The organism is Paenibacillus sp. FSL H7-0918 (genome assembly GCF_038007025.1).
Taxonomy (GTDB): domain Bacteria; phylum Bacillota; class Bacilli; order Paenibacillales; family Paenibacillaceae; genus Paenibacillus_AQ; species Paenibacillus_AQ odorifer.
In genome coordinates this window covers 1288515-1311546 of the sequence record NZ_JBBOWJ010000002.1, presented here as the reverse complement: position 1 = coordinate 1311546, position 23032 = coordinate 1288515, and the positions used below count along the sequence as shown (strand labels likewise).

General features: G+C 46.8%; 18 protein-coding genes, 3 rRNA genes and 3 riboswitches. Of the genes, 19 read left to right on the top strand and 2 right to left on the bottom strand.

What is annotated here, in order from left to right:
- Positions 1-46 precede the first annotated feature (46 nt).
- The 10 genes from MHI15_RS19720 (at position 47) to MHI15_RS19675 (ending at position 11629) form a co-directional block, all read left to right on the top strand.
- Complete coding sequence (locus tag MHI15_RS19720; protein ID WP_341164745.1) at positions 47-1027, top strand: glycosyltransferase family 2 protein; 981 nt, start codon at positions 47-49, stop codon at positions 1025-1027.
- Positions 1014-1421: a GtrA family protein gene (locus MHI15_RS19715; RefSeq protein ID WP_076130538.1), complete on the top strand. Its 408-nt coding sequence runs from the start codon at positions 1014-1016 to the stop codon at positions 1419-1421. The genes MHI15_RS19720 and MHI15_RS19715 overlap by 14 nt, the downstream gene beginning before the upstream one ends.
- 102 nt (positions 1422-1523) lie before the next feature.
- Positions 1524-2189, top strand: a complete 666-nt coding sequence (locus MHI15_RS19710) for a class D sortase (protein ID WP_254848855.1) — start codon at positions 1524-1526, stop codon at positions 2187-2189.
- A gap of 113 nt (positions 2190-2302) precedes the next feature.
- A riboswitch (cyclic di-GMP riboswitch) is annotated at positions 2303-2385 on the top strand.
- Between the two features lie 74 nt (positions 2386-2459).
- Positions 2460-2540: riboswitch (cyclic di-GMP riboswitch) on the top strand.
- A gap of 13 nt (positions 2541-2553) precedes the next feature.
- Positions 2554-3363 carry a transglutaminase-like domain-containing protein gene (locus tag MHI15_RS19705; RefSeq protein WP_038568647.1) on the top strand — a complete coding sequence of 270 codons (810 nt, stop codon included), beginning with the start codon at positions 2554-2556 and terminating at the stop codon, positions 3361-3363.
- A 367-nt stretch (positions 3364-3730) separates the two neighbouring features.
- A 16S ribosomal RNA gene (locus MHI15_RS19700) occupies positions 3731-5288 on the top strand.
- Positions 5289-5520: 232 nt separating this feature from the next.
- Positions 5521-8447: ribosomal RNA gene (locus MHI15_RS19695) — 23S ribosomal RNA — on the top strand.
- Positions 8448-8575: 128 nt separating this feature from the next.
- Positions 8576-8692, top strand: a 5S ribosomal RNA gene (rrf, locus tag MHI15_RS19690).
- The 16S, 23S and 5S rRNA genes sit together here, the layout of an rRNA operon.
- 238 nt (positions 8693-8930) lie before the next feature.
- Positions 8931-9683 (top strand): acyl-[acyl-carrier-protein] thioesterase, encoded by a 753-nt coding sequence (locus MHI15_RS19685; RefSeq protein ID WP_341164744.1) that lies wholly within the window; start codon positions 8931-8933, stop codon positions 9681-9683.
- Positions 9684-9879: 196 nt separating this feature from the next.
- Positions 9880-10467, top strand: a complete 588-nt coding sequence (locus MHI15_RS19680) for an RNA polymerase sigma factor (RefSeq protein ID WP_076128449.1) — start codon at positions 9880-9882, stop codon at positions 10465-10467.
- Positions 10442-11629, top strand: coding sequence for a DUF4179 domain-containing protein (locus MHI15_RS19675; protein ID WP_076128451.1), 1188 nt, complete (start codon positions 10442-10444; stop codon positions 11627-11629). The genes MHI15_RS19680 and MHI15_RS19675 overlap by 26 nt, the downstream gene beginning before the upstream one ends.
- 107 nt (positions 11630-11736) lie before the next feature.
- Here the strand turns inward: MHI15_RS19675 and MHI15_RS19670 are convergent, their stop codons facing one another.
- Together MHI15_RS19670 and tsaA are read right to left on the bottom strand one after the other, a co-directional pair.
- Complete coding sequence (locus MHI15_RS19670) at positions 11737-12654, bottom strand: AraC family transcriptional regulator (protein ID WP_341164743.1); 918 nt, start codon at positions 12652-12654, stop codon at positions 11737-11739.
- 50 nt (positions 12655-12704) lie between these two features.
- A complete protein-coding gene (gene tsaA, locus MHI15_RS19665) occupies positions 12705-13151 on the bottom strand; it encodes a tRNA (N6-threonylcarbamoyladenosine(37)-N6)-methyltransferase TrmO (RefSeq protein WP_341164742.1) in 447 nt (148 codons plus the stop codon).
- Positions 13152-13278: 127 nt separating this feature from the next.
- On the opposite strand from tsaA, the gene MHI15_RS19660 reads away from it, so the two are divergent.
- The 9 genes from MHI15_RS19660 (at position 13279) to purS (ending at position 23030) form a co-directional block, all read left to right on the top strand.
- Positions 13279-15414, top strand: coding sequence for a DNA topoisomerase III (locus MHI15_RS19660; RefSeq protein ID WP_341164741.1), 2136 nt, complete (start codon positions 13279-13281; stop codon positions 15412-15414).
- A gap of 161 nt (positions 15415-15575) precedes the next feature.
- Positions 15576-16799 (top strand): MFS transporter, encoded by a 1224-nt coding sequence (locus tag MHI15_RS19655; protein WP_081387210.1) that lies wholly within the window; start codon positions 15576-15578, stop codon positions 16797-16799.
- Between the two features lie 91 nt (positions 16800-16890).
- Positions 16891-17154: a DUF1294 domain-containing protein gene (locus MHI15_RS19650; protein ID WP_036680925.1), complete on the top strand. Its 264-nt coding sequence runs from the start codon at positions 16891-16893 to the stop codon at positions 17152-17154.
- A 40-nt stretch (positions 17155-17194) separates the two neighbouring features.
- A complete protein-coding gene (locus tag MHI15_RS19645) occupies positions 17195-17629 on the top strand; it encodes a universal stress protein (RefSeq protein WP_036680923.1) in 435 nt (144 codons plus the stop codon).
- Between the two features lie 233 nt (positions 17630-17862).
- Positions 17863-17964, top strand: a riboswitch (purine riboswitch).
- A 305-nt stretch (positions 17965-18269) separates the two neighbouring features.
- Positions 18270-18755 (top strand): 5-(carboxyamino)imidazole ribonucleotide mutase, encoded by a 486-nt coding sequence (gene purE, locus MHI15_RS19640; RefSeq protein ID WP_036680920.1) that lies wholly within the window; start codon positions 18270-18272, stop codon positions 18753-18755.
- Positions 18752-19984, top strand: a complete 1233-nt coding sequence (purK, locus tag MHI15_RS19635; RefSeq protein WP_076136917.1) for a 5-(carboxyamino)imidazole ribonucleotide synthase — start codon at positions 18752-18754, stop codon at positions 19982-19984. Before purE ends, purK begins: the two co-directional genes overlap by 4 nt.
- 5 nt (positions 19985-19989) lie before the next feature.
- On the top strand, positions 19990-21285 hold the full coding sequence (gene purB / locus MHI15_RS19630; RefSeq protein WP_036680917.1) for an adenylosuccinate lyase: 1296 nt from the start codon (positions 19990-19992) through the stop codon (positions 21283-21285).
- A 484-nt stretch (positions 21286-21769) separates the two neighbouring features.
- A complete protein-coding gene (locus MHI15_RS19625) occupies positions 21770-22660 on the top strand; it encodes a phosphoribosylaminoimidazolesuccinocarboxamide synthase (protein WP_341164740.1) in 891 nt (296 codons plus the stop codon).
- A 124-nt stretch (positions 22661-22784) separates the two neighbouring features.
- On the top strand, positions 22785-23030 hold the full coding sequence (purS, locus tag MHI15_RS19620) for a phosphoribosylformylglycinamidine synthase subunit PurS (protein ID WP_036680912.1): 246 nt from the start codon (positions 22785-22787) through the stop codon (positions 23028-23030).
- The last annotated feature ends 2 nt before the right edge of the window (positions 23031-23032 follow it).

The window sequence follows — 23032 nt, the reverse complement described above, 5'->3', positions numbered from 1 at the left end:
GTGTAGATGGATGTAACGCTCCAAAAAGCTTGTAGGAGGAATAAAGGTGAAAGCCAGATATAGTGTGATTGTACCCATGTTCAATGAGGAGCAAGTAATTAGCCATACTTATGAACGTTTGAAAAAAGTAATGGACGAGTGCGGCGATACTTATGAGCTGGTCTTCGTCAATGACGGCAGTCGTGATCGTTCCGCCCAGATGATTCGGGAGATCTGTGAACGAGACGAGCATGTCAAGCTGATTGACTTCTCGCGTAATTTCGGACATCAGGTAGCGATTACAGCTGGCATGGACTATGCCGAAGGTCAAGCGGTTGTTGTTATTGACGCTGATCTTCAGGATCCTCCGGAGGTCATTCTGCAAATGATCGAGAAGTGGAAAGAGGGCTACGACGTTGTATATGCGAAACGCCTGAAGCGCCACGGAGAAACGATGTTCAAAAAGGTCACCGCGAAGCTTTTTTACCGCCTGCTCAGCAGTATGACAAGTGTGGATATTCCTACGGATACAGGCGATTTCCGTCTTATTGACCGTAAGGTATGTGATGTCCTGCGGGGACTTAAAGAAAAGAACCGCTATGTCAGAGGTTTGGTGAGCTGGGTTGGCTTCAAGCAGACTATGGTGGAATATGAACGGGAAGAACGTTTTGCCGGAGAAACCAAATATCCGCTGAAGAAAATGATTCGTTTTGCGTTAGATGGCATCACCTCTTTTTCATATAAGCCCCTTAAGATTGCTACGTATATTGGATTCTTTCTTTCATTTTCTAGCTTTCTCTATTTATTTTTCGTCTTGTTCCAAAGGATATTTTTCACCTCCTGGACGGTTCCGGGCTGGGCTTCCATTGTAGGTGTCAATCTGCTCTTTAACGGTATTGTTCTGATGCTGTTGGGTGTGATTGGGGAGTATATCGGACGGATTTATGACGAGTCTAAAGATAGACCGCTATATATTGTTAGTGAGACTAAAGGCTACCAGAACGAAGAACAACTGGACCGCCGGAAGGACCACAATGATGTCAGATAAGAACTTGCGCGCTGCATTCATACAGTTCCTCAAATTTAATGCCGTAGGTTTGCTCAATACGCTTATTGATTTTGTGATTTTCACATTGTTGAATTCACTAGGGATGGTATACGCATTGGCGCAGGTGATCTCCTATAGTGCAGGCACGGCGAATAGCTTTATTTTGAATAAAAAAGTTACCTTTCGTGATCGCAACCGGGGGAATAAAGAAGGCTTCGACCGCGTACAGCTGGTCAAGTTTATCGTGCTGAATCTGGTAGTGCTCGGAATATCACTGCTGTTAATGCATCTGTTGACAGACAAACTAGGTATTCAAGTCTTGATCTCCAAGGTGCTGGTTACCTTTATCACGGTGATCATCAATTTCTTTGGAAGTCGTAAATGGGTATTTTAAACATTAATTTCAGGCAGAAGGAGTTGCTATGCTTAAAGGCAAGTAGCTGTTTCTGCTTGATTTGTATATAACCATAGAAACAATATACGGAGGTGAATAACATTGCGTAAATTCTCCTATCTACTCATACTGGCTGGGATACTTATCATGTTATATCCGACAGCTAACGAGTGGTACAACGACAGGCAGCAGGAGAAGTTATTAGAAACGGCTGAACTAAGCACTGCCGATAGTACTCCCCAGCCAGATCTAAAGAGCAGGTATGCTGAAGTTACTCAGCTGTTAGCAGAGGAATCGGTTCTGGATGCTCAGGCACAGCCCCAACCCCAAGAGACAGAAAAGCCTGAACCGGAGATTGCAGTCGGTGGCAAAGTAATCGCACTAATTGAAATCGATAAGATTGATTTGAAGCTGCCTGTATTAGAAGGGGCTACAAAAGCTAATATGAAACATGCTGCAGCCCATATGAAAGAAACGGCACCCCTTGGAGAGATCGGGAATGCTGCAATCGCGGCGCATCGGGCTAGAACTACGGGGCGTTTGTTTAACAGATTGAATGAGGTTGTTGTGGGGGATGTTATCACGGTAAAGACTAGTGATCAGGTGTTTAACTATGAGGTATACGATATTTCTGTTGTAGATCCGAGTGATGTCTCCGTTCTTGACGGGAATGACAAGGATAAGATTCTTACTCTGATTACATGTGATCCGCTAGTGAATCCAACGCATCGGCTGATTGTTCATGCCAAATTAACAAAAGGAGAATAGTGAATGACAAGAAAACACAAATACCGGGAGATATTTATAAAATAATGGGTAATCTAGTAAATTAGGTCTTGTTCACAACTATAAATATGATAGTATTATACTATGAAAGCTAAACACGATAACGGCAAACCTTCCGAAAGGTAGGGACGCAAAGCTAAAGGGCCTTTTCCCGAAAGGATGGCAGCCAGCTACCGAATGAAGAGGCTTTTTTTGTTTGTTTCAAATGGATTCTATCAATTATATCTAGTAAAGCTAGAACAGATAGAGCTTATACGATAACGGCAAACCTATCGAAAGGTAGGGACGCAAAGCTAAAGGGCCTTCCCGAAAGGATGGCAGCCAGCTACCGAAAGGAGTTTTATCCGTGAAAAAGGTTTATTTTATGCTGGTGGCGTTGTTCGTCCTAATGACTTCAGTTCCGGTAAGTACAGCTCAAGCTGCAAGTGCAGATGCCAGCTGGTTGATTACATCCAAAGTGGCTCAAGGTGTGATTGGTATTAACTATGATATTCCGAAAGATAAAAGAATCAAACTCATGATCACCAAAGATAACAGCAGCTATACATATAACTTGTATGCTTCTGGACAAGCTGAGGACTTCCCTTTGCAACAAGGAAATGGGACTTATAAGGTTTCTGTTCTGGAGAACACAACCGGCAATAAATACAAAGCATTATATTCCGAAGTAGTAGACGTAACCATGAGTGACTCGAATTCCGTATATTTGGGCTCCGTACAGAATGTGAAATGGAGTTCTTCTGATAAAGCGATTGTCAAAGCTAAACAATTAGTACAAGGCAAAACAACAGACGAAGAGAAAGTTAAAGCGATCTATAACTATGTAGTTGCGAATGTACAATATGATTACTCTCTTGCAAATAGTGTAACTACTGATTATATTCCAAGCATCGATAAGACATTGACTACTAAAAAAGGGATTTGCTATGATTACGCTTCTCTTTTTGCCGCAATGCTGCGGAGTGTAGATGTTCCTGCTAAGTTGGTAATGGGGAATACAAGCTACGTTACGCAATATCATGCATGGAACGAAGTGTTGCTTAATGGGAAGTGGGTTACCATTGATACTACAGTGGATGCAGGACTTGCAAAGAGTGATAAGAAAACCGATTTAATTAAAGCCTCAAGCAAATATACTGCGGCAAAATACTATTAAGTTCGTCGCTAGAAACATAACTCTATTAAATAAACAACTGGCTTAATTATTAAGCCAGTTGTTTATTTTTATATTAGGGGTTGCTTTTCTATTAATAGTTGGGGTATTATAGGTAAGCGTTGTTAGACAGCGTACAGGCGATATAGACGAGGCTGATAAAAAGCTTCGAAAAATAAAGCTTGCATTTCTGAAAACAACATGATATATTATAAGAGTTGCTGCTGAGACATTAAACGGCGCCAACGAGAACTTGATCTTTGAAAACTGAACAACGAGTGAGTAGGAAATCACGCAAGTGAAATCCAAAATTAGAGAATTAATTTTCTCGTCAGATGTTTCAAAATGAGCATATCGCTCTTTTCAATACTAATTGGAGAGTTTGATCCTGGCTCAGGACGAACGCTGGCGGCGTGCCTAATACATGCAAGTCGAGCGGAGTTATTTTGAAAGCTTGCTTTCAAAATAACTTAGCGGCGGACGGGTGAGTAACACGTAGGCAACCTGCCCTTCAGACTGGGATAACTACCGGAAACGGTAGCTAATACCGGATAATTTCTTTTTTCTCCTGAGAGAAGAATGAAAGACGGAGCAATCTGTCACTGAGGGATGGGCCTGCGGCGCATTAGCTAGTTGGTGGGGTAACGGCCCACCAAGGCGACGATGCGTAGCCGACCTGAGAGGGTGAACGGCCACACTGGGACTGAGACACGGCCCAGACTCCTACGGGAGGCAGCAGTAGGGAATCTTCCGCAATGGGCGAAAGCCTGACGGAGCAACGCCGCGTGAGTGATGAAGGTTTTCGGATCGTAAAGCTCTGTTGCCAGGGAAGAACGTCCGGTAGAGTAACTGCTACCGGAGTGACGGTACCTGAGAAGAAAGCCCCGGCTAACTACGTGCCAGCAGCCGCGGTAATACGTAGGGGGCAAGCGTTGTCCGGAATTATTGGGCGTAAAGCGCGCGCAGGCGGCTATTTAAGTCTGGTGTTTAAACCTTGGGCTCAACCTGAGGTCGCACTGGAAACTGGGTGGCTTGAGTACAGAAGAGGAAAGTGGAATTCCACGTGTAGCGGTGAAATGCGTAGATATGTGGAGGAACACCAGTGGCGAAGGCGACTTTCTGGGCTGTAACTGACGCTGAGGCGCGAAAGCGTGGGGAGCAAACAGGATTAGATACCCTGGTAGTCCACGCCGTAAACGATGAGTGCTAGGTGTTAGGGGTTTCGATACCCTTGGTGCCGAAGTTAACACAGTAAGCACTCCGCCTGGGGAGTACGGTCGCAAGACTGAAACTCAAAGGAATTGACGGGGACCCGCACAAGCAGTGGAGTATGTGGTTTAATTCGAAGCAACGCGAAGAACCTTACCAGGTCTTGACATCCCTCTGAATCTGCTAGAGATAGCAGCGGCCTTCGGGACAGAGGAGACAGGTGGTGCATGGTTGTCGTCAGCTCGTGTCGTGAGATGTTGGGTTAAGTCCCGCAACGAGCGCAACCCTTAACTTTAGTTGCCAGCAAGTAATGTTGGGCACTCTAGAGTGACTGCCGGTGACAAACCGGAGGAAGGTGGGGATGACGTCAAATCATCATGCCCCTTATGACCTGGGCTACACACGTACTACAATGGCCGGTACAACGGGAAGCGAAGCCGCGAGGTGGAGCCAATCCCATCAAAGCCGGTCTCAGTTCGGATTGCAGGCTGCAACTCGCCTGCATGAAGTCGGAATTGCTAGTAATCGCGGATCAGCATGCCGCGGTGAATACGTTCCCGGGTCTTGTACACACCGCCCGTCACACCACGAGAGTTTACAACACCCGAAGTCGGTGGGGTAACCCGCAAGGGAGCCAGCCGCCGAAGGTGGGGTAGATGATTGGGGTGAAGTCGTAACAAGGTAGCCGTATCGGAAGGTGCGGCTGGATCACCTCCTTTCTATGGAGAATCGTTCTCTGCAATGAGGACATTCAAATCGGAAGCTAAGCTTCCAAAACTCAGGTTTAGGCCTGTTACTCACTCGTTGCTCAGTTTTGAGAGTTTAAGCTCTCAAGTAAGACTTGATCCTTGAAAACTGGATACCGAAACGAATTTGCGTTTTAGAACATCTTTTAGCAACTTGTGCAAACAAGTAAATGTTATTAGTGAGATTTTTCTTCGGAAGAATCAAGGTTAAGCTAATAAGAGCACACGGAGGATGCCTAGGCGCCAGGAGCCGACGAAGGACGTGGCGAACAACGAAACTGCCTCGGGGAGCTGTAAGCAAGCTTTGATCCGGGGGTGTCCGAATGGGGAAACCCAGCTGTGGTAATTCGCAGTTACTCATACCTGAATACATAGGGTGTGTAGAGGCAGACCAGGGGAACTGAAACATCTAAGTACCCTGAGGAAGAGAAAACAATAGTGATTCCGTCAGTAGCGGCGAGCGAACGCGGAACAGCCTAAACCTAAGAGCTTGCTCTTAGGGGTTGTGGGACGTCTCACATGGAGTTACAAAGGAATATGGTAGGTGAAGAGGTCTGGAAAGGCCCGCGATAGAGGTAAAAGCCCTGTAACCTAAACTGTATTCTCTCCGAGACGGATCCCGAGTAGTGCGGGGCACGTGAAACCCCGTATGAATCCAGCAGGACCATCTGCTAAGGCTAAATACTACCTGGCGACCGATAGTGAAACAGTACCGTGAGGGAAAGGTGAAAAGCACCCCGGAAGGGGAGTGAAATAGAACCTGAAACCGTGTGCTTACAAAAAGTCAGAGCCCTATTAATGGGTGATGGCGTGCCTTTTGTAGAATGAACCGGCGAGTTACGTTTAACATGCAAGGTTAAGCCGAGAAGGTGGAGCCGCAGCGAAAGCGAGTCTGAATAGGGCGAATTAGTATGTGGACGTAGACCCGAAACCGTGTGATCTACCCCTGTCCAGGGTGAAGGTGCGGTAACACGCACTGGAGGCCCGAACCCACGTACGTTGAAAAGTGCGGGGATGAGGTGGGGGTAGCGGAGAAATTCCAATCGAACTCGGAGATAGCTGGTTCTCCCCGAAATAGCTTTAGGGCTAGCCTCGGTATAAGAGTAGTGGAGGTAGAGCACTGATTGGGTGCGGGGTCCGCAAGGATTACCAAGCTCAGTCAAACTCCGAATGCCATATACTTATTGCCGGGAGTCAGACAGTGAGTGCTAAGATCCATTGTCAAAAGGGAAACAGCCCAGACCATCAGCTAAGGTCCCCAAGTGTGTGTTAAGTGGGAAAGGATGTGGAGTTGCACAGACAACCAGGATGTTGGCTTAGAAGCAGCCACCATTGAAAGAGTGCGTAATAGCTCACTGGTCGAGTGACTCTGCGCCGAAAATGTAACGGGGCTAAACACACCACCGAAGCTATGGCTAGATACGTATGTATCTGGGGTAGGGGAGCGTTGTGTAGGGGTTGAAGGTGTACTGAAAAGAGCGCTGGACACTACACAAGTGAGAATGCCGGTATGAGTAACGAAAAGATCAGTGAGAATCTGATCCGCCGAAAGCCCAAGGTTTCCTGAGGAAGGCTCGTCCGCTCAGGGTAAGTCGGGACCTAAGGCGAGGCCGAAAGGCGTAGTCGAAGGACAACAGTTTGAAATTACTGTACCACCGTAATCCGCTATGAGCGATGGGGTGACGCAGGAGGGTAGTGACGCGGACTGATGGATGTCCGTCTAAGCAGTGAGGCTGATGTGTAGGCAAATCCGCACATCATTAAGGCTGGGCTGTGATGGGGAGCGAAAATTGTAGTAGCGAAGGTCATGATCTCACACTGCCAAGAAAAGCCTCTAGCCAGGAGAAGGTGCCCGTACCGCAAACCGACACAGGTAGGCGAGAAGAGAATTCTAAGGCGCGCGGAAGAACTCTCGTTAAGGAACTCGGCAAAATGACCCCGTAACTTCGGGAGAAGGGGTGCCCCGGTAGTGTGAATAGCACGAGGGGGCCGCAGTGAAAAGGCCCAAGCGACTGTTTAGCAAAAACACAGGTCTGTGCGAAGCCGCAAGGCGAAGTATACGGGCTGACGCCTGCCCGGTGCTGGAAGGTTAAGGGGAGTGGTTAGGGGTAACCCGAAGCTATGAACCGAAGCCCCAGTAAACGGCGGCCGTAACTATAACGGTCCTAAGGTAGCGAAATTCCTTGTCAGGTAAATTCTGACCCGCACGAATGGCGTAACGACTTGGGCGCTGTCTCAACGAGAGATCCGGTGAAATTTTAATACCTGTGAAGATGCAGGTTACCCGCGACAAGACGGAAAGACCCCATGGAGCTTTACTGCAGCTTGATATTGAATTTGGGTACGATCTGTACAGGATAGGTGGGAGCCGTAGAAATCGGAGCGCAAGCTTCGGTGGAGGCGCCGTTGGGATACCACCCTGATCGTATCTAGGTTCTAACCTAGTGCCCTTATCGGGTACGGGGACCGTGTCAGGCGGGCAGTTTGACTGGGGCGGTCGCCTCCTAAAGAGTAACGGAGGCGTTCCAAGGTTCCCTCAGAATGGTTGGAAATCATTCGCAGAGTGCAAAGGCATAAGGGAGCTTGACTGCGAGACCTACAAGTCGAGCAGGGACGAAAGTCGGACTTAGTGATCCGGTGGTACCGCATGGAAGGGCCATCGCTCAACGGATAAAAGCTACCCTGGGGATAACAGGCTTATCTCCCCCAAGAGTCCACATCGACGGGGAGGTTTGGCACCTCGATGTCGGCTCATCGCATCCTGGGGCTGAAGTAGGTCCCAAGGGTTGGGCTGTTCGCCCATTAAAGCGGTACGCGAGCTGGGTTCAGAACGTCGTGAGACAGTTCGGTCCCTATCTGTCGTGGGCGCAGGAAATTTGAGAGGAGCTGTCCTTAGTACGAGAGGACCGGGATGGACGTACCGCTGGTGCACCAGTTGTTCCGCCAGGAGCATGGCTGGGTAGCTACGTACGGACGGGATAAGCGCTGAAAGCATCTAAGCGTGAAGCCCCCCTCAAGATGAGATTTCCCAATTAGTAAGACCCCTTGAAGACGACGAGGTAGATAGGTTGGAGGTGGAAGTGCAGCAATGCATGGAGCTGACCAATACTAATCGGTCGAGGGCTTATCCTATACGTAGAATGCAGATTCGTTTCGGATTCAGTTTTCAGGCATCAAGCCTGTAACACGCTTAGAAATTCATTGTCACTTCTGGTGATGAACTGAATTTCACGCGGCAGCGTCTGTTTCACAGACGCATGTTTGGTGGCGATAGCGGAGGGGTTCCACGCGTACCCATCCCGAACACGACCGTTAAGCCCTCCAGCGCCGATGGTACTTGGACCGAAGGGTCCTGGGAGAGTAGGACGTTGCCAAGCACACGAAGCCATTGTTGATTTATCAACAATGGCTTTTTTGTTCCCTTTATCACTTAATTTAAATAATGTGGATAAGTTATGGGGAATTAACGGAATTATAAAAGTTACTAACATGTGGATGAAATAATAAAATATATTCAAAAATGAAAGTAGTCCCCAATTTATGTGGATAGAGCAGTGGTATATGTGGATACTTCAAGTAAATGCAAGGATATTTTGCATGGCAGGAGGATAAACAATGGACAACAGTAGCAATCTTGTGTGGATAGAAGATTTTTCTGTACATGCGAGCGACACGGATTATCGTTCGCAGGGTAAGTTATCCTTTGTTCTGGATATCATGCAATGTGCGGCAGACTTCGCAGTGGGTAATTTGGGGATAAGTGTGGAAGAAATTCTGAATGCAGGAATGGGCTGGATGATGATTACGTTAGATCTTGATTTTAAGCGTATTCCCCGCCCGAATGATGTGCTTAGCGTACATACCTGGAGCAAAGGCACTAAAGGGGCACTGTGGCAACGGGATTATCGTATTTTCGATGCAGATCATATAGAAATCGCCACAGCACGATCCATATGGGCTTTAGTAGATATTGAGAAGAGAAAGATACTTAGACCGAATGCCCTTCCAGTTCAGGTTAAGCACTATAATGGCGATTCAGTAGGCGATATGCCTGTTAAGGTAACGATCCCTTCTGATATTACTATGGAAGAAGCTTATCGGTATCAGGTAAGATATAGTGGGCTGGACAGCAACGGACATTTGAATAATGCCCGATACGGGGATTTATGTTGTGATTCGCTCACTTTAGCGGAATGGGATAATGCAGAGTTCACACGCTTCCGGATTACTTATCTACAAGAAGCTAAGTTTGGGGATGAACTGACTATTTTACGTTCAGCTGTAACGGATGATGGTATATATGTACGCGGTCAGAATAGTGATACTGTATATTTTGAAGCATGTATAGCGTTAAAAAGTGTCCAATAGTACGAATAAGTAAGTAATTTATAAATATGGAATATTATTATAAAAGCGATTTCTCCGAACATCAATCGGGGCAATCGCTTTTTTTATTGAAAACGGATGATGTTTCTAACATATTTGGAAAATTTTTTTGAGCCTGTCACAATTAAAGGGATCACATTCGTTATATAGTTGTAGTCAATAACAAGGAGGTGATTCTTTGGAACGTCGCAGCCCCGGGGTCCAAGTGAATCAAACAATAATTGAAGAGGCTATCGATCAGGTTCTTGCGGGTAACCGCGAAGCCTATAGAACTATAATACAAGCCTATGAAAGAAAGATTTATACGTATTGCTATTATATTTTGAGAAGTCATGAAGAAGCAGAGGATGCTGTGCAAGATATATTTGTAAAAGTGTATCAGGAACTCAGACGTTATGAGAAACGAGTCTCTTTTAGTGCATGGCTGTATAAAGTGGCCTATCATCATTGTCTGGATCAGGTTCGCAAACGCAAGCGAAGAAACCGTCTGTTGTCGCTATATAAAGAGCAGCAGCCCAAAGCCTATTATAATCCTAACGATGAGGAGCCATTGCAGAAGTTATTTATGGATGACCTGACAGCCGAAGAGAGTAATCTCCTGATTCTTAAGGTGGTTGAGCAGTACAGCTTTGAAGAAATGGGTCAGATTATGGATTGTAATTCAGCTACTTTACGCAAGAAATTTGAACGTCTACGCAAAAAGTTAGTCCGGCAAAGAATGAATGAAGGAGGCAGCCCTCATGGAGAAATGGCAAGATCGAACTGAAAGTCAGAAGATGGAGCACATTCGTCAAACATTCCAAAATCATGAAATGCCGGTAGACAGTTTCAGCGATTCAATTATGAAGCGAATAGGAGACGAGGGAATGGAAAAACGAGCGTCAAGAAAGAATGGAAATAAGTTTCTGAAAAAATCATTGGTGGCTGCCTCGGCAGCAGCAGTGTTGGGTGCGGGGATAATCGGTAGCGGATTTGTATCCCCGGTCATGGCTGAAACATTGAAGCAGATTCCTGTTGTAGGAAGTATTTTTAAGGGGATTGACGATAAAGGTCTAAATGCTGCTGAGGAAAAAGGATTATCTACTGCCCCTAACCAAAGCGTTACCCATGATGGAGTGACCTTAAAGGTTACCGATGCCTATTATGACGGCTCGCGGTTGGCTTTTGCGATTGAACGGGAAGGCATTGATAATGATAAGATGATGGCTGAGATGATTATTGAACCGATTGAGTTCGATCCATCGCTAACAGAACAACATGCGAAAGTGACAATGAACCAGTCCGAAAAAGGGTTGTTGGGTTCAGCAGAAGTGAAATTGCCGAATGGGAAAAAACTGGAGAGCCAAATGTCATCTTTTGGTGATGTTGAGGGAAAAAAGAATGCTATTTTATACGATTACAGAAATCTAAATAATATAGAGGCTTTGGGGGATGAATTTGAATTAAGCATCAGTGTGCCGGTTACACAAATTGCAGAGCCTTTTGTAATCAAGGTGCCGGTGAAAAAAGTAACGGAAGGAATTATCAAGCTTGATCTGAACCAAACAAAAGAGGCAGAAGAATTCAGTTATACGATTACCAAGCTGGAATTAACTCCAGCCACAAGCAGATTACAGCTCAGCGAAGAAGGTAAAGCGCCAACTGTGAAAGAAAAGGATGGATACACAACCTCTGAAATGTTCTATGAAATCGTTGATGAACTAGGTAATGCGTTCTCATCGGGTGGTTCATTTAACTTGCCAGCTATAGTCTATCCTTTGGTAGACAAAGATTTCATACCGTTCGCGCAAACACCAAAGACAATTACAGTTAAGCCGTTTACTTACTCCATTGATGAAAATCATAAAGCATTAAGGGATGAAGAAGGAAAACAAGTTAAACATTATTATCCGGAGCTTGAACAAACGATTCAGGTGGAGCAAAAGTAACTATTAATCCCATAAGCAAAAAGAAGCCCGTGTCTGCATAGCAGATACGGGCTTTTTGTTAAAAAATGAGAATTTATAAGCTGAAAAACTATAATATCTTTATATTTCTAAGAGTAACGGTTGTCATCTATAAAAGACGACAACGTAGTCTCTTCTTGTAAAAATTCTAATGGAATGTAGATTTCACTCACCGAGTTTTCGTTATCTGGTCCAAGGTACAATTCACCATAATATTCCAATTTAAATGGAATGGACATCCTGTATTCTGTTTTCGGCAGCCAGATTCCGTAGATATATTTATAGGTAGAAGGGATATCACAAGAGCGGCCTTTATGGATGAATTTCAGATAACGTATGGGTGGTAAGATCTGAAGGGGGAAAGTCTGATTGTGGTCTGCTTTTATAGGACTAAGTTCGCAGGCACACATGATCGAAAACCCATTACTCTCATAGTCATCTGGCCAGAAGCCAAGCTGATAATATTTTTCAGGCTGTATTCTATCCGATATAGTGGCTACCTTATTGAAAAGCAAAGGCCAAGTATCAGAAATGACGGAGAAATCTAGGTCTACTTTAACTACGGGTCCTTGAAGTATAATTTCTCCGAAATCAACGAGCTGGGGGGAGAGATCACTATCAGAAAGGACTTGAAGTAGATCCTGTTCATATAGTCTAGGGAGCAAAGGGAGTTTCGTTTCAGTAAGTCTTTTTCGAACAAGAGAGGGAGTCGTGTGCAGCATTCTTTTGAAGGCACGGGTAAAGGTCTCATAGTTACTAAAGTTATAGTCTAAGGAGATGTCCTGGAGTGAACGTTCTGGCATTCGATGAATGTCTAAGGCTGCTTCAGTGATTTTGCGTCTGGCTATATAGTCTCCGGGTGCTATCCCAGTGACTGTTTGAAATAGACGGGTGAAATGATAAAGGGAGTATCCCATTTCTTTGGAGAGGACAGCTACAGGAAGAATCGTGGTTAAGCGATCCTCAATGAGATCTAAGGCTTGAATGATTAGTTGGCGATTGTTCAAGAGATGTCCTCCCATAACAGTTAATAGAAATGGTGTCTAGCACGATTACTTCAATGATTTGCTGTCCAGTCGCCCCAAGCAGCAGCCCAATCGGGAACAGTCACTTCCATTACGCGATCTGCACTAGGAAAATAGGCTTTGATGTCGAGAACCGGTGTGCCCGGATAGGCATCAAGCCCGGCCACCTCTACTATTCCAGAGTCTACATCGACAGACAGGATTGCTGCTACACTTAGCCCAATCGGATTAGGGCGAATAGGGGAACGGGAAGCGAATACTCCAGTTAAGGTCGCATCATAAGGAGGCTGAATCTGTGTAGTCTGCCGGAAATGATCATCTGCAAACTCATGCAGCCACCAAAGCACTTGGCAATGACTAAACTGAGATAAACCTTTAAGCGCTGGTCTGAATTCCGGGTTGATTTCAAGCCGCAAATTATGTGCTGTACCTCTAACCGATCCTATAGATAATATATTATAGCTTTCTTGTTCATTCATTGACTATGACTCCTTTCGGGTATCAGATATGATCTAGTGTATAACAGAGGCATACGGTAAAGCCTGACGATATTTGCTAACATTCATTTAATGCTATAATGAAATTTGATGTGGAAAGGGGAGCATTATGAAGACATTAGTATTGGCTGAGAAGCCGTCTGTTGCACGCGAGATTGCACGGGTCATGGGATGTAATAATAAACAGAAGAGTTATATTGAAGGTCCAAAATATGTGGTTACCTGGGCGCTGGGTCATTTGGTCGGCCTGGCAGAACCAGAGGATTATAATAAAAAGTTTGCAACTTGGGCCTTGGAGGATCTGCCGATTTTGCCGGAGAAGACCAAGCTGAAGGTGCTGCGGGAGACCAACCAGCAATACAAAGCTGTCCAGCATCTAATGAAGCGTCAGGACATTGAGGAGCTTATTGTTGCTACAGATGCTGCCCGTGAAGGGGAGCTGCTGGCTCGTTGGATTATGAATATGGCAGGGTGGAAAAAGCCATTCCGGCGGTTATGGATATCCTCGCAGACTGATAAGGCAATTAAAGAGGGATTTGCAAAACTCCGTCCGGGCCGGGAATTTGATCGGTTGTATGAATCTGCACGTTGCCGCGCAGAGGCGGATTGGATGATTGGACTGAATGTCACAAGAGCTTTGACCTGTAAGTTCGGTTCGCCGCTCTCAGCAGGACGGGTACAAACGCCGACATTAGGGATGATCATGGATCGTGAACAGGAGATTACGGGTTTCCGTTCCGTCGATTTTGAGACGCTGACTGCTGATTTTGGGGATTTCCAAGCGGCATGGCGGGCCAGTAACGGTGATGGTCGAATATTCGAAAAGGATAAGACAGCCAGCTTAAAGGATAAGCTTACAGGACGCAGCGGCCGTATTATTAAGGTACAGAAGAGTGAGAAAAGTGAACCTCATCCACTGGCTTATGATCTGACTGAACTGCAGCGTGATGCGAACCGGAAGTTCGGCTTCTCCGCGAAGCAGACCTCCAGTGTGCTGCAGCGGTTATATGAGCAGCATAAACTTGTCACATACCCGCGTACGGACAGTCGTTACTTAACTTCAGATATGACGGGCACACTCAAGGAAAGACTGGACAGTGTTGCGGTCGGTCCATATGCAGCGTTAGCACGTCCATTGCTGCGCAAGCAGCTGCCGATTACGAAGCGAATCGTGGATGACAGTAAAGTCAGCGATCACCACGCTATTATTCCTACAGAACAGACCGTATTGTTAAATGGTCTGAGTACTGAAGAACGTAAGTTGTATGATCTGATTGTGCGGCGTTTTATAAGCTTGTTCTATCCGCCAGCTCGTTATGATGCGGTAGCTGTAACCGTCAATGTGGAAGGCGAAAGCTTCCATGTCAAAGGGACGACAGTAAAAGATGCCGGCTGGCGCGAAGTATACGGCGGGGATATGAGTAGTGATGACGAGGAGGAATCTGCGGACGAGCCGGCAGTGGGCAGTGTAAAGCTGCCTGAGCTGCGCGAAGGGGCTACTGTCACGATTGGCCGCTGTATGGTGCGTGCTGGCCGAACACAGGCACCGAAGCGTTATAATGAAGCTTCGCTGTTGACGCAAATGGAGAAGCACGGCCTCGGAACCCCGGCTACACGCGCGGATATTATTGAGAAGCTGGTAAGCTCCGATACGATTGAGCGGCAAGGTAATCTCCTGCATCCGACAGGAAAAGGTAAGCAGTTAATCGAGCTGGTATCCACTCAGCTACGAACCCCGGATCTAACCGCACGTTGGGAAGCTGAGCTGGAGAAAATAGCGCGTGGTCAAGGCAAACCGGAGCTCTTTTTACAAGGTATCCGCAGTATGGCACAGGAATTGGTAACAGGTGTGAAAACTAGCGGAGCAGAATATAAGCCGCATAATGTCTCTAACAGTCATTGTCCGGAATGCGGTACAAGACTGCTCGAGAAGAAGAGCAAACGAGGGAAGCTGCTGGTGTGTCCTGCAGATAACTGTGGTTACACCCGTGCAGGTGAGAAAAGACTATCGAATCGCCGCTGCCCACAGTGCCATAAGAAAATGGAGCTTAAAGAGGGTAAAGCAGGCATGTTCGTACAATGTCTAGGCTGTGGAATCACAGAGACCTTAGATAAGGATCACAAGCATGTTAATAAACGTGAACAGCAAAAGCTGGTGCAGCAATACAGCAAGCAGGAAAGCATTGGTTCTAACCTTGGGGAACTGCTGAAAGCAGCGCTTGAAGGACAAAAGAAGGATAAGTAGTAGGAATCATCGGATGGTTAGCTTCAATTAAAACGAATGATTAGAATAATGAAGGCTGCTGAGTGTGCTCAGCAGTCTTTTTTCTATCCTAGTAAGTTTATGTGGTCTACGGATAGGCTTTGAATTAGAATGGTAAGCAAATGAGTGGAGCAGGTGATTAGGTGGCAGCTGAGCAGCAGGCGAATCCGTTGAAAGCGGCAGATCGCCCACAGGGGCAAGGAAGCAGCAGGTTTTTCTTTTTGGTTATTGTATTTATGTTTTGGTTCTCTTCTTATATTTATGTGCCGGTGCTTTCACCATATGTTGAGCATTTGGGAGCATCGTATTTTATGGTGGGCATGGTGCTTGGGATATATGGGTTAATGCAGATTCTATTCCGTATACCCATTGGCATCGGTTCAGATTATTTAAATAGGCGGCGGCCGTTTATCTATCTGGGATTAATTGCGAGTGGAGTCAGCTGTTTTCTTTTTATGTGGGGAGCACAGCCGGGTTGGGCGTTGGCAGCACGTGCGGTATCCGGGATAGCAGCATCGGCATGGGTTGTGTACTCTGTAATGTTCGCAGGATATTTTCCAAAAGAGGAAGCTGGAAAAGCGATGGGCATGCTGCAATTCACTACAGTAATCGCCCAATTGACCAGCATGATGATCAGCGGCTATATGGTAGAGCATTGGGGCTGGAATGCCCCCTTCCTGATTGGTGGAATTGTAGCTATTGCGGCACTAATACTTGCGCTTCGGTTACCGGAACAAAAGCAGGAAAAACGGCAAAATGCCATACAGATCAAGGAACTGGCTGGTGTCGTAAAGGAACCTCTGCTGGTAAGAGTATCACTGTTGTCTGTGCTGGCGCACTGTGTGCTATTTATAACGATGTTCGGATATACTCCGAACCAGGCGCTGAATATCGGAGCAAGCAAAGAAAGCTTGGGCTGGCTAACACTGGCTTTTATGATTCCGCATGCCATCGCAACGCTCTACGGCTCACGTCTGTTTGGAGGGCTGCTGGGTGATAGAGGGAAGCTTATGCTAGGCTTTGCGGGAAGCGCACTGTTTACGCTGCTCATTCCTTCTATGCCGACGTTAGCGGCGCTTTGTCTGACTCAGGTGGGGAATGGTTTTATGCAGGGACTTATTTTTCCGCTGCTGTTGAGTAAATCCGTATCAGAAATAGATCCTTTTAAACGGGCTACAGCTATGGGCTTCTATCAGGCCGTTTATGCGATAGGGATGTCAGCAGGGCCATTCGTAGCAGGTTGGATGAGCTCTGTATATGGCTTGACCGGAGGATTCTGGTTAGGTGGGATTGCGGCGGCGTTGGCTACAATTTTATCCTGGGTATGGATGAAGGATACGAAGCAGAAGCAGCTAAAAGCAACTTAACAGACTTGGCAGAGCGTGTAAGGATGATTGGTTTTTTGTGCAAAAGGGGAATATAATAAAGATAGGAAGCAAGGAGGAGGAGCCCGGGAGAATGGTCAAGGTTGTAATGTTGTGGTTTGTGGTAATTAATATAATCGGGTATGTAGTGATGTCCGAGGACAAGAACAAAGCCCGCAAAAGGCGGGAACGTGTACCTGAGAAAACACTTTTTCTGCTGGCAGCCATGGGCGGCGCACTAGGTGTGCTGATTGCCATGTACCGTAAGCGCCACAAGACGCGTCATACATCCTTCAGGATCGGAATTCCGCTTCTGCTGCTGCTGAATATCTTTTTGTACAGCTATTTTTTAAGATAATAGTCTTTAGGATTACAAACTAGAAAAAGAGGTGGCGTACATGTTATTCTCTAAAATTTTGCTAGCCTATGACGGTTCAAAGGCTTCTAATCAAGCATTGGAGCGCGCAATTGAACTCGCTAAAGTCACACCAGGTTCTATATTGCATGTCGTACACGCATTTGAATTCCCAAGATTTTTTATCGGAGAAGCTCTTGCACCACTACCAGCTTCAGTAAATAAAGAATATTATGATTTGGCGGTGCAGACTACAGAAGAAGTGAAGGGACGTCTTGAGGCTGAAGGCCTGAATGCTGAGGTTGAGCTTTTACAAGGATCTCCTGCGGAAGTGATTTTGAAATATGCTAAGGAAAATGCTATAGACATCATAGTTATCGGCAGCCGCGGGCTTGGCGGTATACGTGAATTTGTTCTGGGCAGTGTCAGCCATAATGTAGTACAAAGCGCTCGTATTCCAGTGCTGGTTGTAAAATAATATAGAGTTCAAAGGGACGCTGATAGCGTTCCTTTTTTTCAATTTAAGGAAGTACAGGTCGTATTCTGGAGCTTAAACATCATAGAGCATTAGAGTTAGGAGTGTACGGAAAGAAGTCTTTCTTCACAAAATATAAGGTTATTGAGAATTCAAATCCGCCCAAAAGCGAACGTTTATTATGGTGATTTTACCAATGTTCGTGTTTGAGTTGACATCATGTGTAGGGGATTGTTAAACTGATGTCATGAAGAGCTCGTATAAAACCGGGAATATGGCCCGGAAGTTTCTACCCGGGAACCGTAAATTACCGGACTACGAGGAAATAGGATGCTAGAATGCGATAATGCAGTCCAGATAATGGAGTGATGCATTGTGCAGCTTTCCGCGCTTAATGCCAGTTTGGTGAGAGGCAAGCGGGAGTGTTTTTTCCTAATTCCTTTACTAGTCCGATCCTCCCGCAGCAAAATGCGTCTGGACATCGGGCTTTTTTAATATAAGGAATAAGTTACACGTAATACATCAACCTTATATTATTAAGGAAAACGATAGTCATCCCTGAAGGACGAGAATGTAGTCTCTGCTTGTTCGGATTTACAAGATAAAGATATCTCATACTAGTGATTGGAAGGTAGGTCGAATCATGTCTGTGCAGGTAGCTGTCATCATGGGTAGTAAGTCGGATTGGGATACGATGGAGCACGCTTGTGGGGTGCTGGAAGAGCTGGGTTTGTCTTATGAGAAGAAGGTAGTATCCGCGCACCGTACACCGGACTTGATGTTCCGCTATGCGGAGGAAGCCGCTGGCCGCGGCATTCGCGTGATTATTGCAGGAGCAGGCGGCGCCGCGCATTTGCCGGGTATGGTGGCTGCAAAGACGATCCTGCCAGTGATTGGAGTGCCCGTGCAGTCGAAAGCACTTAATGGGCTGGACTCGCTGCTCTCCATCGTGCAGATGCCTGGAGGCATACCGGTAGCAACGGTAGCTATTGGTAAGGCAGGCGCTGTAAATGCAGGCCTGCTGGCCGCACAGATCATCGGAGCGTTCGACCCCGAAGTGCAGCAGCGTGTGCAGCTGCGTCGGGATGCGATCCGCGATGAAGTATTGGAAAGCAGCGACAGCTTATGAGGCCGGAGGAGCTGAAGCTGCAGGAGGCTGGCGGCGCAGCTTCGCCAGCTGCACAAGCGTCCGGTGCGGACACCGTCCGGACGCTGCTGCCCGGCTCGACCGTCGGCGTGCTCGGCGGCGGGCAGCTCGGGCGCATGATGGCGCTGGCCGGCAGCGCCATGGGGTACCGCTTCGTGGCGCTGGATCCTGCGCCGGATGCGCCTAGCGGTCAAGTTACGCCGCAGATTACGGCGGCGTATAACGACCGGGACGCGGCGCGGGAGCTGGCCCGCCGCGCGGACGTCATCACGTACGAGTTCGAGAACGTCGATGCGGGCGTAGCCGCGCTGCTGGCGGAGGAATCGTACGTGCCGCAGGGCAGCGCGTTGCTGTATACCACGCAGCATCGGCTGCGCGAAAAAGCCGCTATCGAGGCGGCGGGCGTTCCGGTCGCCCCGTACCGGAAGGTGGACAGCCTTGCGGAGCTAAAAGAGGCGGCGGCTGAACTTGGACTACCTTGTGTGCTCAAGACAGCCACAGGCGGTTATGACGGCAAGGGTCAAGCTGTGATTCGTCAGGAAGAAGAGCTGGAAGAAGCTTTTCGGCAGGTTGCACCCGGTGAGGTGATTCCGGAGCTAGTGCTTGAGAAGTTTGTAGCTTTTCAATGCGAAATATCCGTTGTTGCTGCACGTAGTGCATCTGGGGAGGTCAAAAGCTTCCCGCCTTCTGAGAACATTCATGTAAACAATATTTTGCATCTGTCCATTGTGCCTGCAAGAGTGTCAGCGGACATTCAGCGCAGAGCTTGCGAGCTGGCTGAGACTTTAATCGCAGGCCTGAATGCGGTTGGACTGCTTGCCGTGGAAATGTTCGTCACAGCGGACGGTGAATTGTTCGTCAATGAGCTGGCACCAAGACCGCATAATTCCGGCCATTACACCATGGATGCTTGCGTGACCTCACAGTTCGAGCAGCATGTCCGGGCGATTTGTAATCTGCCGCTGGGCGATACAACGCTTTTGACACCTGTAGTTATGGTAAATGTATTAGGTCAGCATTTGGATGGTGCGATTAAAGCGACCTGTACACATGAGGAAAAAGATAATAAGCTGGGTATTGTACCTAAGCTTCATATATATGGCAAGACTGAGAGTAAGACTGGTCGTAAGATGGGTCATATCAATCTGCTGTGCAAGGATACCGGAGACGGCCTATCCTGGGTGGAGCAATCTAAACTTTGGAGGAACTAAAGAATATGATCGAACGTTACAGCAGACCCGAGATGCGGGCCATTTGGACTGAGGAGAATAAATTCAAAGCGTGGCTGGAAGTGGAAATTTGCGCTTGTGAAGCATGGGCGGAGCTGGGAGTCATCCCACATGAAGACGCTGCTAAGCTGCGTAAGGATGCTAAATTCGACATCGCACGTATTGATGAAATCGAACAGGAAACACGTCATGACGTAATCGCCTTTACTCGTGCGGTTTCCGAAAGCCTTGGCGCAGAACGCAAATGGGTACACTACGGCCTTACTTCCACAGATGTGGTGGATACAGCACTGGGTTACTTGTTGCGTCAAGCGAATGAGATTCTAGAGAAGGATATTATTAACTTCATTGAGATCCTTAAAGATAAAGCTATTGCTTATAAAGATACACCGATGATGGGCCGTACACATGGGGTTCATGCTGAGCCAACTACTTTTGGTCTGAAAATGGCATTGTGGTACGAAGAAATGAAACGTAACCTGGAGCGTTTCCGCCATGCTGCGAACGGTGTGCAATTTGGCAAAATCTCCGGAGCCGTTGGTACGTATGCCAACATCGATCCATTCGTAGAAGAATTTGTCTGCCGTAAGCTGGGTACAAGCCCTGCACCGATCTCGACACAAACTCTACAGCGCGACCGTCACGCTGAATATATGGCAGCTCTTGCTCTGGTAGCAACCTCGCTAGACAAATTCGCTACCGAAATCCGCGCTCTGCAAAAGAGTGAGATTCGCGAAGTAGAAGAAGCTTTTGCCAAAGGTCAAAAGGGTTCATCTGCTATGCCGCATAAACGGAATCCTATTGGCTGCGAGAATATTTCCGGTCTGTCCCGCGTGATTCGCGGACATATGGTTACAGCTTACGAGAACGTGCCGCTCTGGCATGAACGAGATATCTCGCACTCTTCAGTGGAGCGTATCATCCTTCCGGATGCAACGATGCTGCTGAACTACATGCTGAACCGTTTCGGAAACATCGTGAAGAACCTGACTGTATTCCCAGAGAATATGAAGCGTAACATGAATCGTACCTTCGGCGTTCCTTTCTCTGGCCGGATCTTAACCAAGCTGATTGATAAAGGCTTCAGCCGCGAGCAAGCGTACGATACCGTCCAACCACGTGCGATGCAAGCTTGGGAAGAGCAAAAGCAGTTCCGTGATATCGTGGAAGCTACACCTGAAATCACTAATGTCCTCACCCCAGAAGAGATTGAAGATGCATTTAACCCTTCTTGGCACCTTAAGCATGTGGATACCATCTTCCGCAAGCTAGAACTTATCTAAGAAAAGATAAGTTAGTGGTGAACTAAGGAGCTAGGAATAGTACGAGCGGTTAAGGTTGTGCAGAATTGAAATGCAACTGGTCGATAAGGAACGGAGAGAAATTTTGGAACTGTAGAAGCGTTAGCGTTCGCCTTTATCCTCGGATTTCTACCGCAGCAGCGGTTCAATCAGGAAATCTGAGGATAACAGCGATCGGAAGTCCAAACATTCCTCGGAGTTACGCCTTTGAGACTCTAAAAAAGATAAGTTAGTGGTGAACTAAGGAACTAGGAATAAAAGAAATCGGTCGAAGGAGTAATGGAGAGGAAGTTTGGAACTGTAGAAGCGTAGCGTTCGCCTTTATCCTCGGATTTCTACCGCGAGAAGCGGTTCAAATCAAGAAATCTGAGGATAACAGCGATCGGAAGTCCAAACATTCCTCGGAAGTGCTTCCTCCTAGACCAGCCCAACTTAGGAAGATCATTAGTTCAAGGGAGGAAAGGTCATGACATCATCGGCCGTATCCACAGCCGTGGAACTCATCAATGCGCCGCTGCTCTACAAAGGGAAGGTTCGTGAGCTATACGATTTAGGGGGAAATGTACTGATCGTAGTTACAGATCGGATATCTGCTTTTGACTATGTGCTGGACCCGGCAGTCCCTGAAAAGGGCAATGTGCTTAACCGTCTGAGCGCGTTCTGGTTCGGACAGACTAAAGAGCTGATGGAGAATCATGTCGTTCATATCGATGTGGATCTGCTCGGCGACGTAGTTAAGGACAAAGAGGCTCTCAGAAACCGTGTTATGGTGGTACGCAAAGCTGAGCGTATTGATATCGAATGCGTAGTGCGTGGATGCATCACTGGCGGCGGCTGGAGACAGTATCAAGAAACCGGCAAGGTAAATGGTATTGAACTTCCTGCTAACCTCCGCAAAAACGCGCTGCTGGCAGAACCGATTTTTACTCCTGCGGCTAAAAATGATGTAGGTCACGATGAGGATATTCCGTTTGAGAAAATGCAGGAATTAATCGGAGCTGATCTGGCGCTTGAGCTGCAGGAAAAGAGCTTAAAGCTGTTCGCTTTTGCTAGAGAGTATTGTGCTGAGCGTGGGATCATTCTTGCGGACTGCAAATTCGAATTCGGCTTGTTGGACGGTAAGGTGATTCTGATCGATGAGATTTTTACACCGGATGCTTCCCGCTTCTGGGCTAAGGATAAATACGCGCTTGATATTGAAATTGATAGTATGGATAAAGAGCCTGTTCGTACGTATCTATCTGCATCTTCCTGGGACAAGAATAGTAAACCTGATCCGCTCCCACTGGAAGTAGTAGAAGAAACTACACGGCGTTATCTGGACATTTATCATCGTCTTACTGGCAAGTCTTTATAGTTCAACATAGTGTGTGCACTCATGGGAATAAATTCAGTATATATTTTTGAAGCTAAATGTACTCATTGTAGAATTTCAGTTTCAGAGGGTATGCTCATTAAAATTTAGGAGGAACTACAAGCATATGTTAAAAGCGACGGTATATGTCACCATAAAGAAAAGCGTTCTTGATCCACAAGGGGTAGCAGTACAAGGAGCACTTCATTCGGTAGGCTTCCAAGAAGTTGAAAGCTTGCGTATCGGGAAATATATGGAGCTGACTTTGGATACGGATAACCGTGCTGAAGCGGAAGTTCGTCTCAAGGAAATGTGCGAAAAGCTACTTGCCAACACGGTGATCGAGGATTACCGCTACGAATTGGAGGACTAAAC

What these genes read in the sequence shown, in the direction of transcription:
- MHI15_RS19715 (WP_076130538.1), top strand. Translation starts at nt 1,014, where the DNA reads ATGATGTCAGATAAGAACTTGCGCGCTGCATTCATACAGTTCCTCAAA.
- MHI15_RS19685 (WP_341164744.1), top strand. Translation starts at nt 8,931, where the DNA reads ATGGACAACAGTAGCAATCTTGTGTGGATAGAAGATTTTTCTGTACAT.
- MHI15_RS19675 (WP_076128451.1), top strand. Translation starts at nt 10,442, where the DNA reads ATGGAGAAATGGCAAGATCGAACTGAAAGTCAGAAGATGGAGCACATT.
- tsaA (WP_341164742.1), bottom strand. Translation starts at nt 13,151, where the DNA reads ATGAATGAACAAGAAAGCTATAATATATTATCTATAGGATCGGTTAGA.
- MHI15_RS19660 (WP_341164741.1), top strand. Translation starts at nt 13,279, where the DNA reads ATGAAGACATTAGTATTGGCTGAGAAGCCGTCTGTTGCACGCGAGATT.
- MHI15_RS19650 (WP_036680925.1), top strand. Translation starts at nt 16,891, where the DNA reads ATGGTCAAGGTTGTAATGTTGTGGTTTGTGGTAATTAATATAATCGGG.
- MHI15_RS19645 (WP_036680923.1), top strand. Translation starts at nt 17,195, where the DNA reads ATGTTATTCTCTAAAATTTTGCTAGCCTATGACGGTTCAAAGGCTTCT.
- purE (WP_036680920.1), top strand. Translation starts at nt 18,270, where the DNA reads ATGTCTGTGCAGGTAGCTGTCATCATGGGTAGTAAGTCGGATTGGGAT.
- purK (WP_076136917.1), top strand. Translation starts at nt 18,752, where the DNA reads ATGAGGCCGGAGGAGCTGAAGCTGCAGGAGGCTGGCGGCGCAGCTTCG.
- purB (WP_036680917.1), top strand. Translation starts at nt 19,990, where the DNA reads ATGATCGAACGTTACAGCAGACCCGAGATGCGGGCCATTTGGACTGAG.
- MHI15_RS19625 (WP_341164740.1), top strand. Translation starts at nt 21,770, where the DNA reads ATGACATCATCGGCCGTATCCACAGCCGTGGAACTCATCAATGCGCCG.
- purS (WP_036680912.1), top strand. Translation starts at nt 22,785, where the DNA reads ATGTTAAAAGCGACGGTATATGTCACCATAAAGAAAAGCGTTCTTGAT.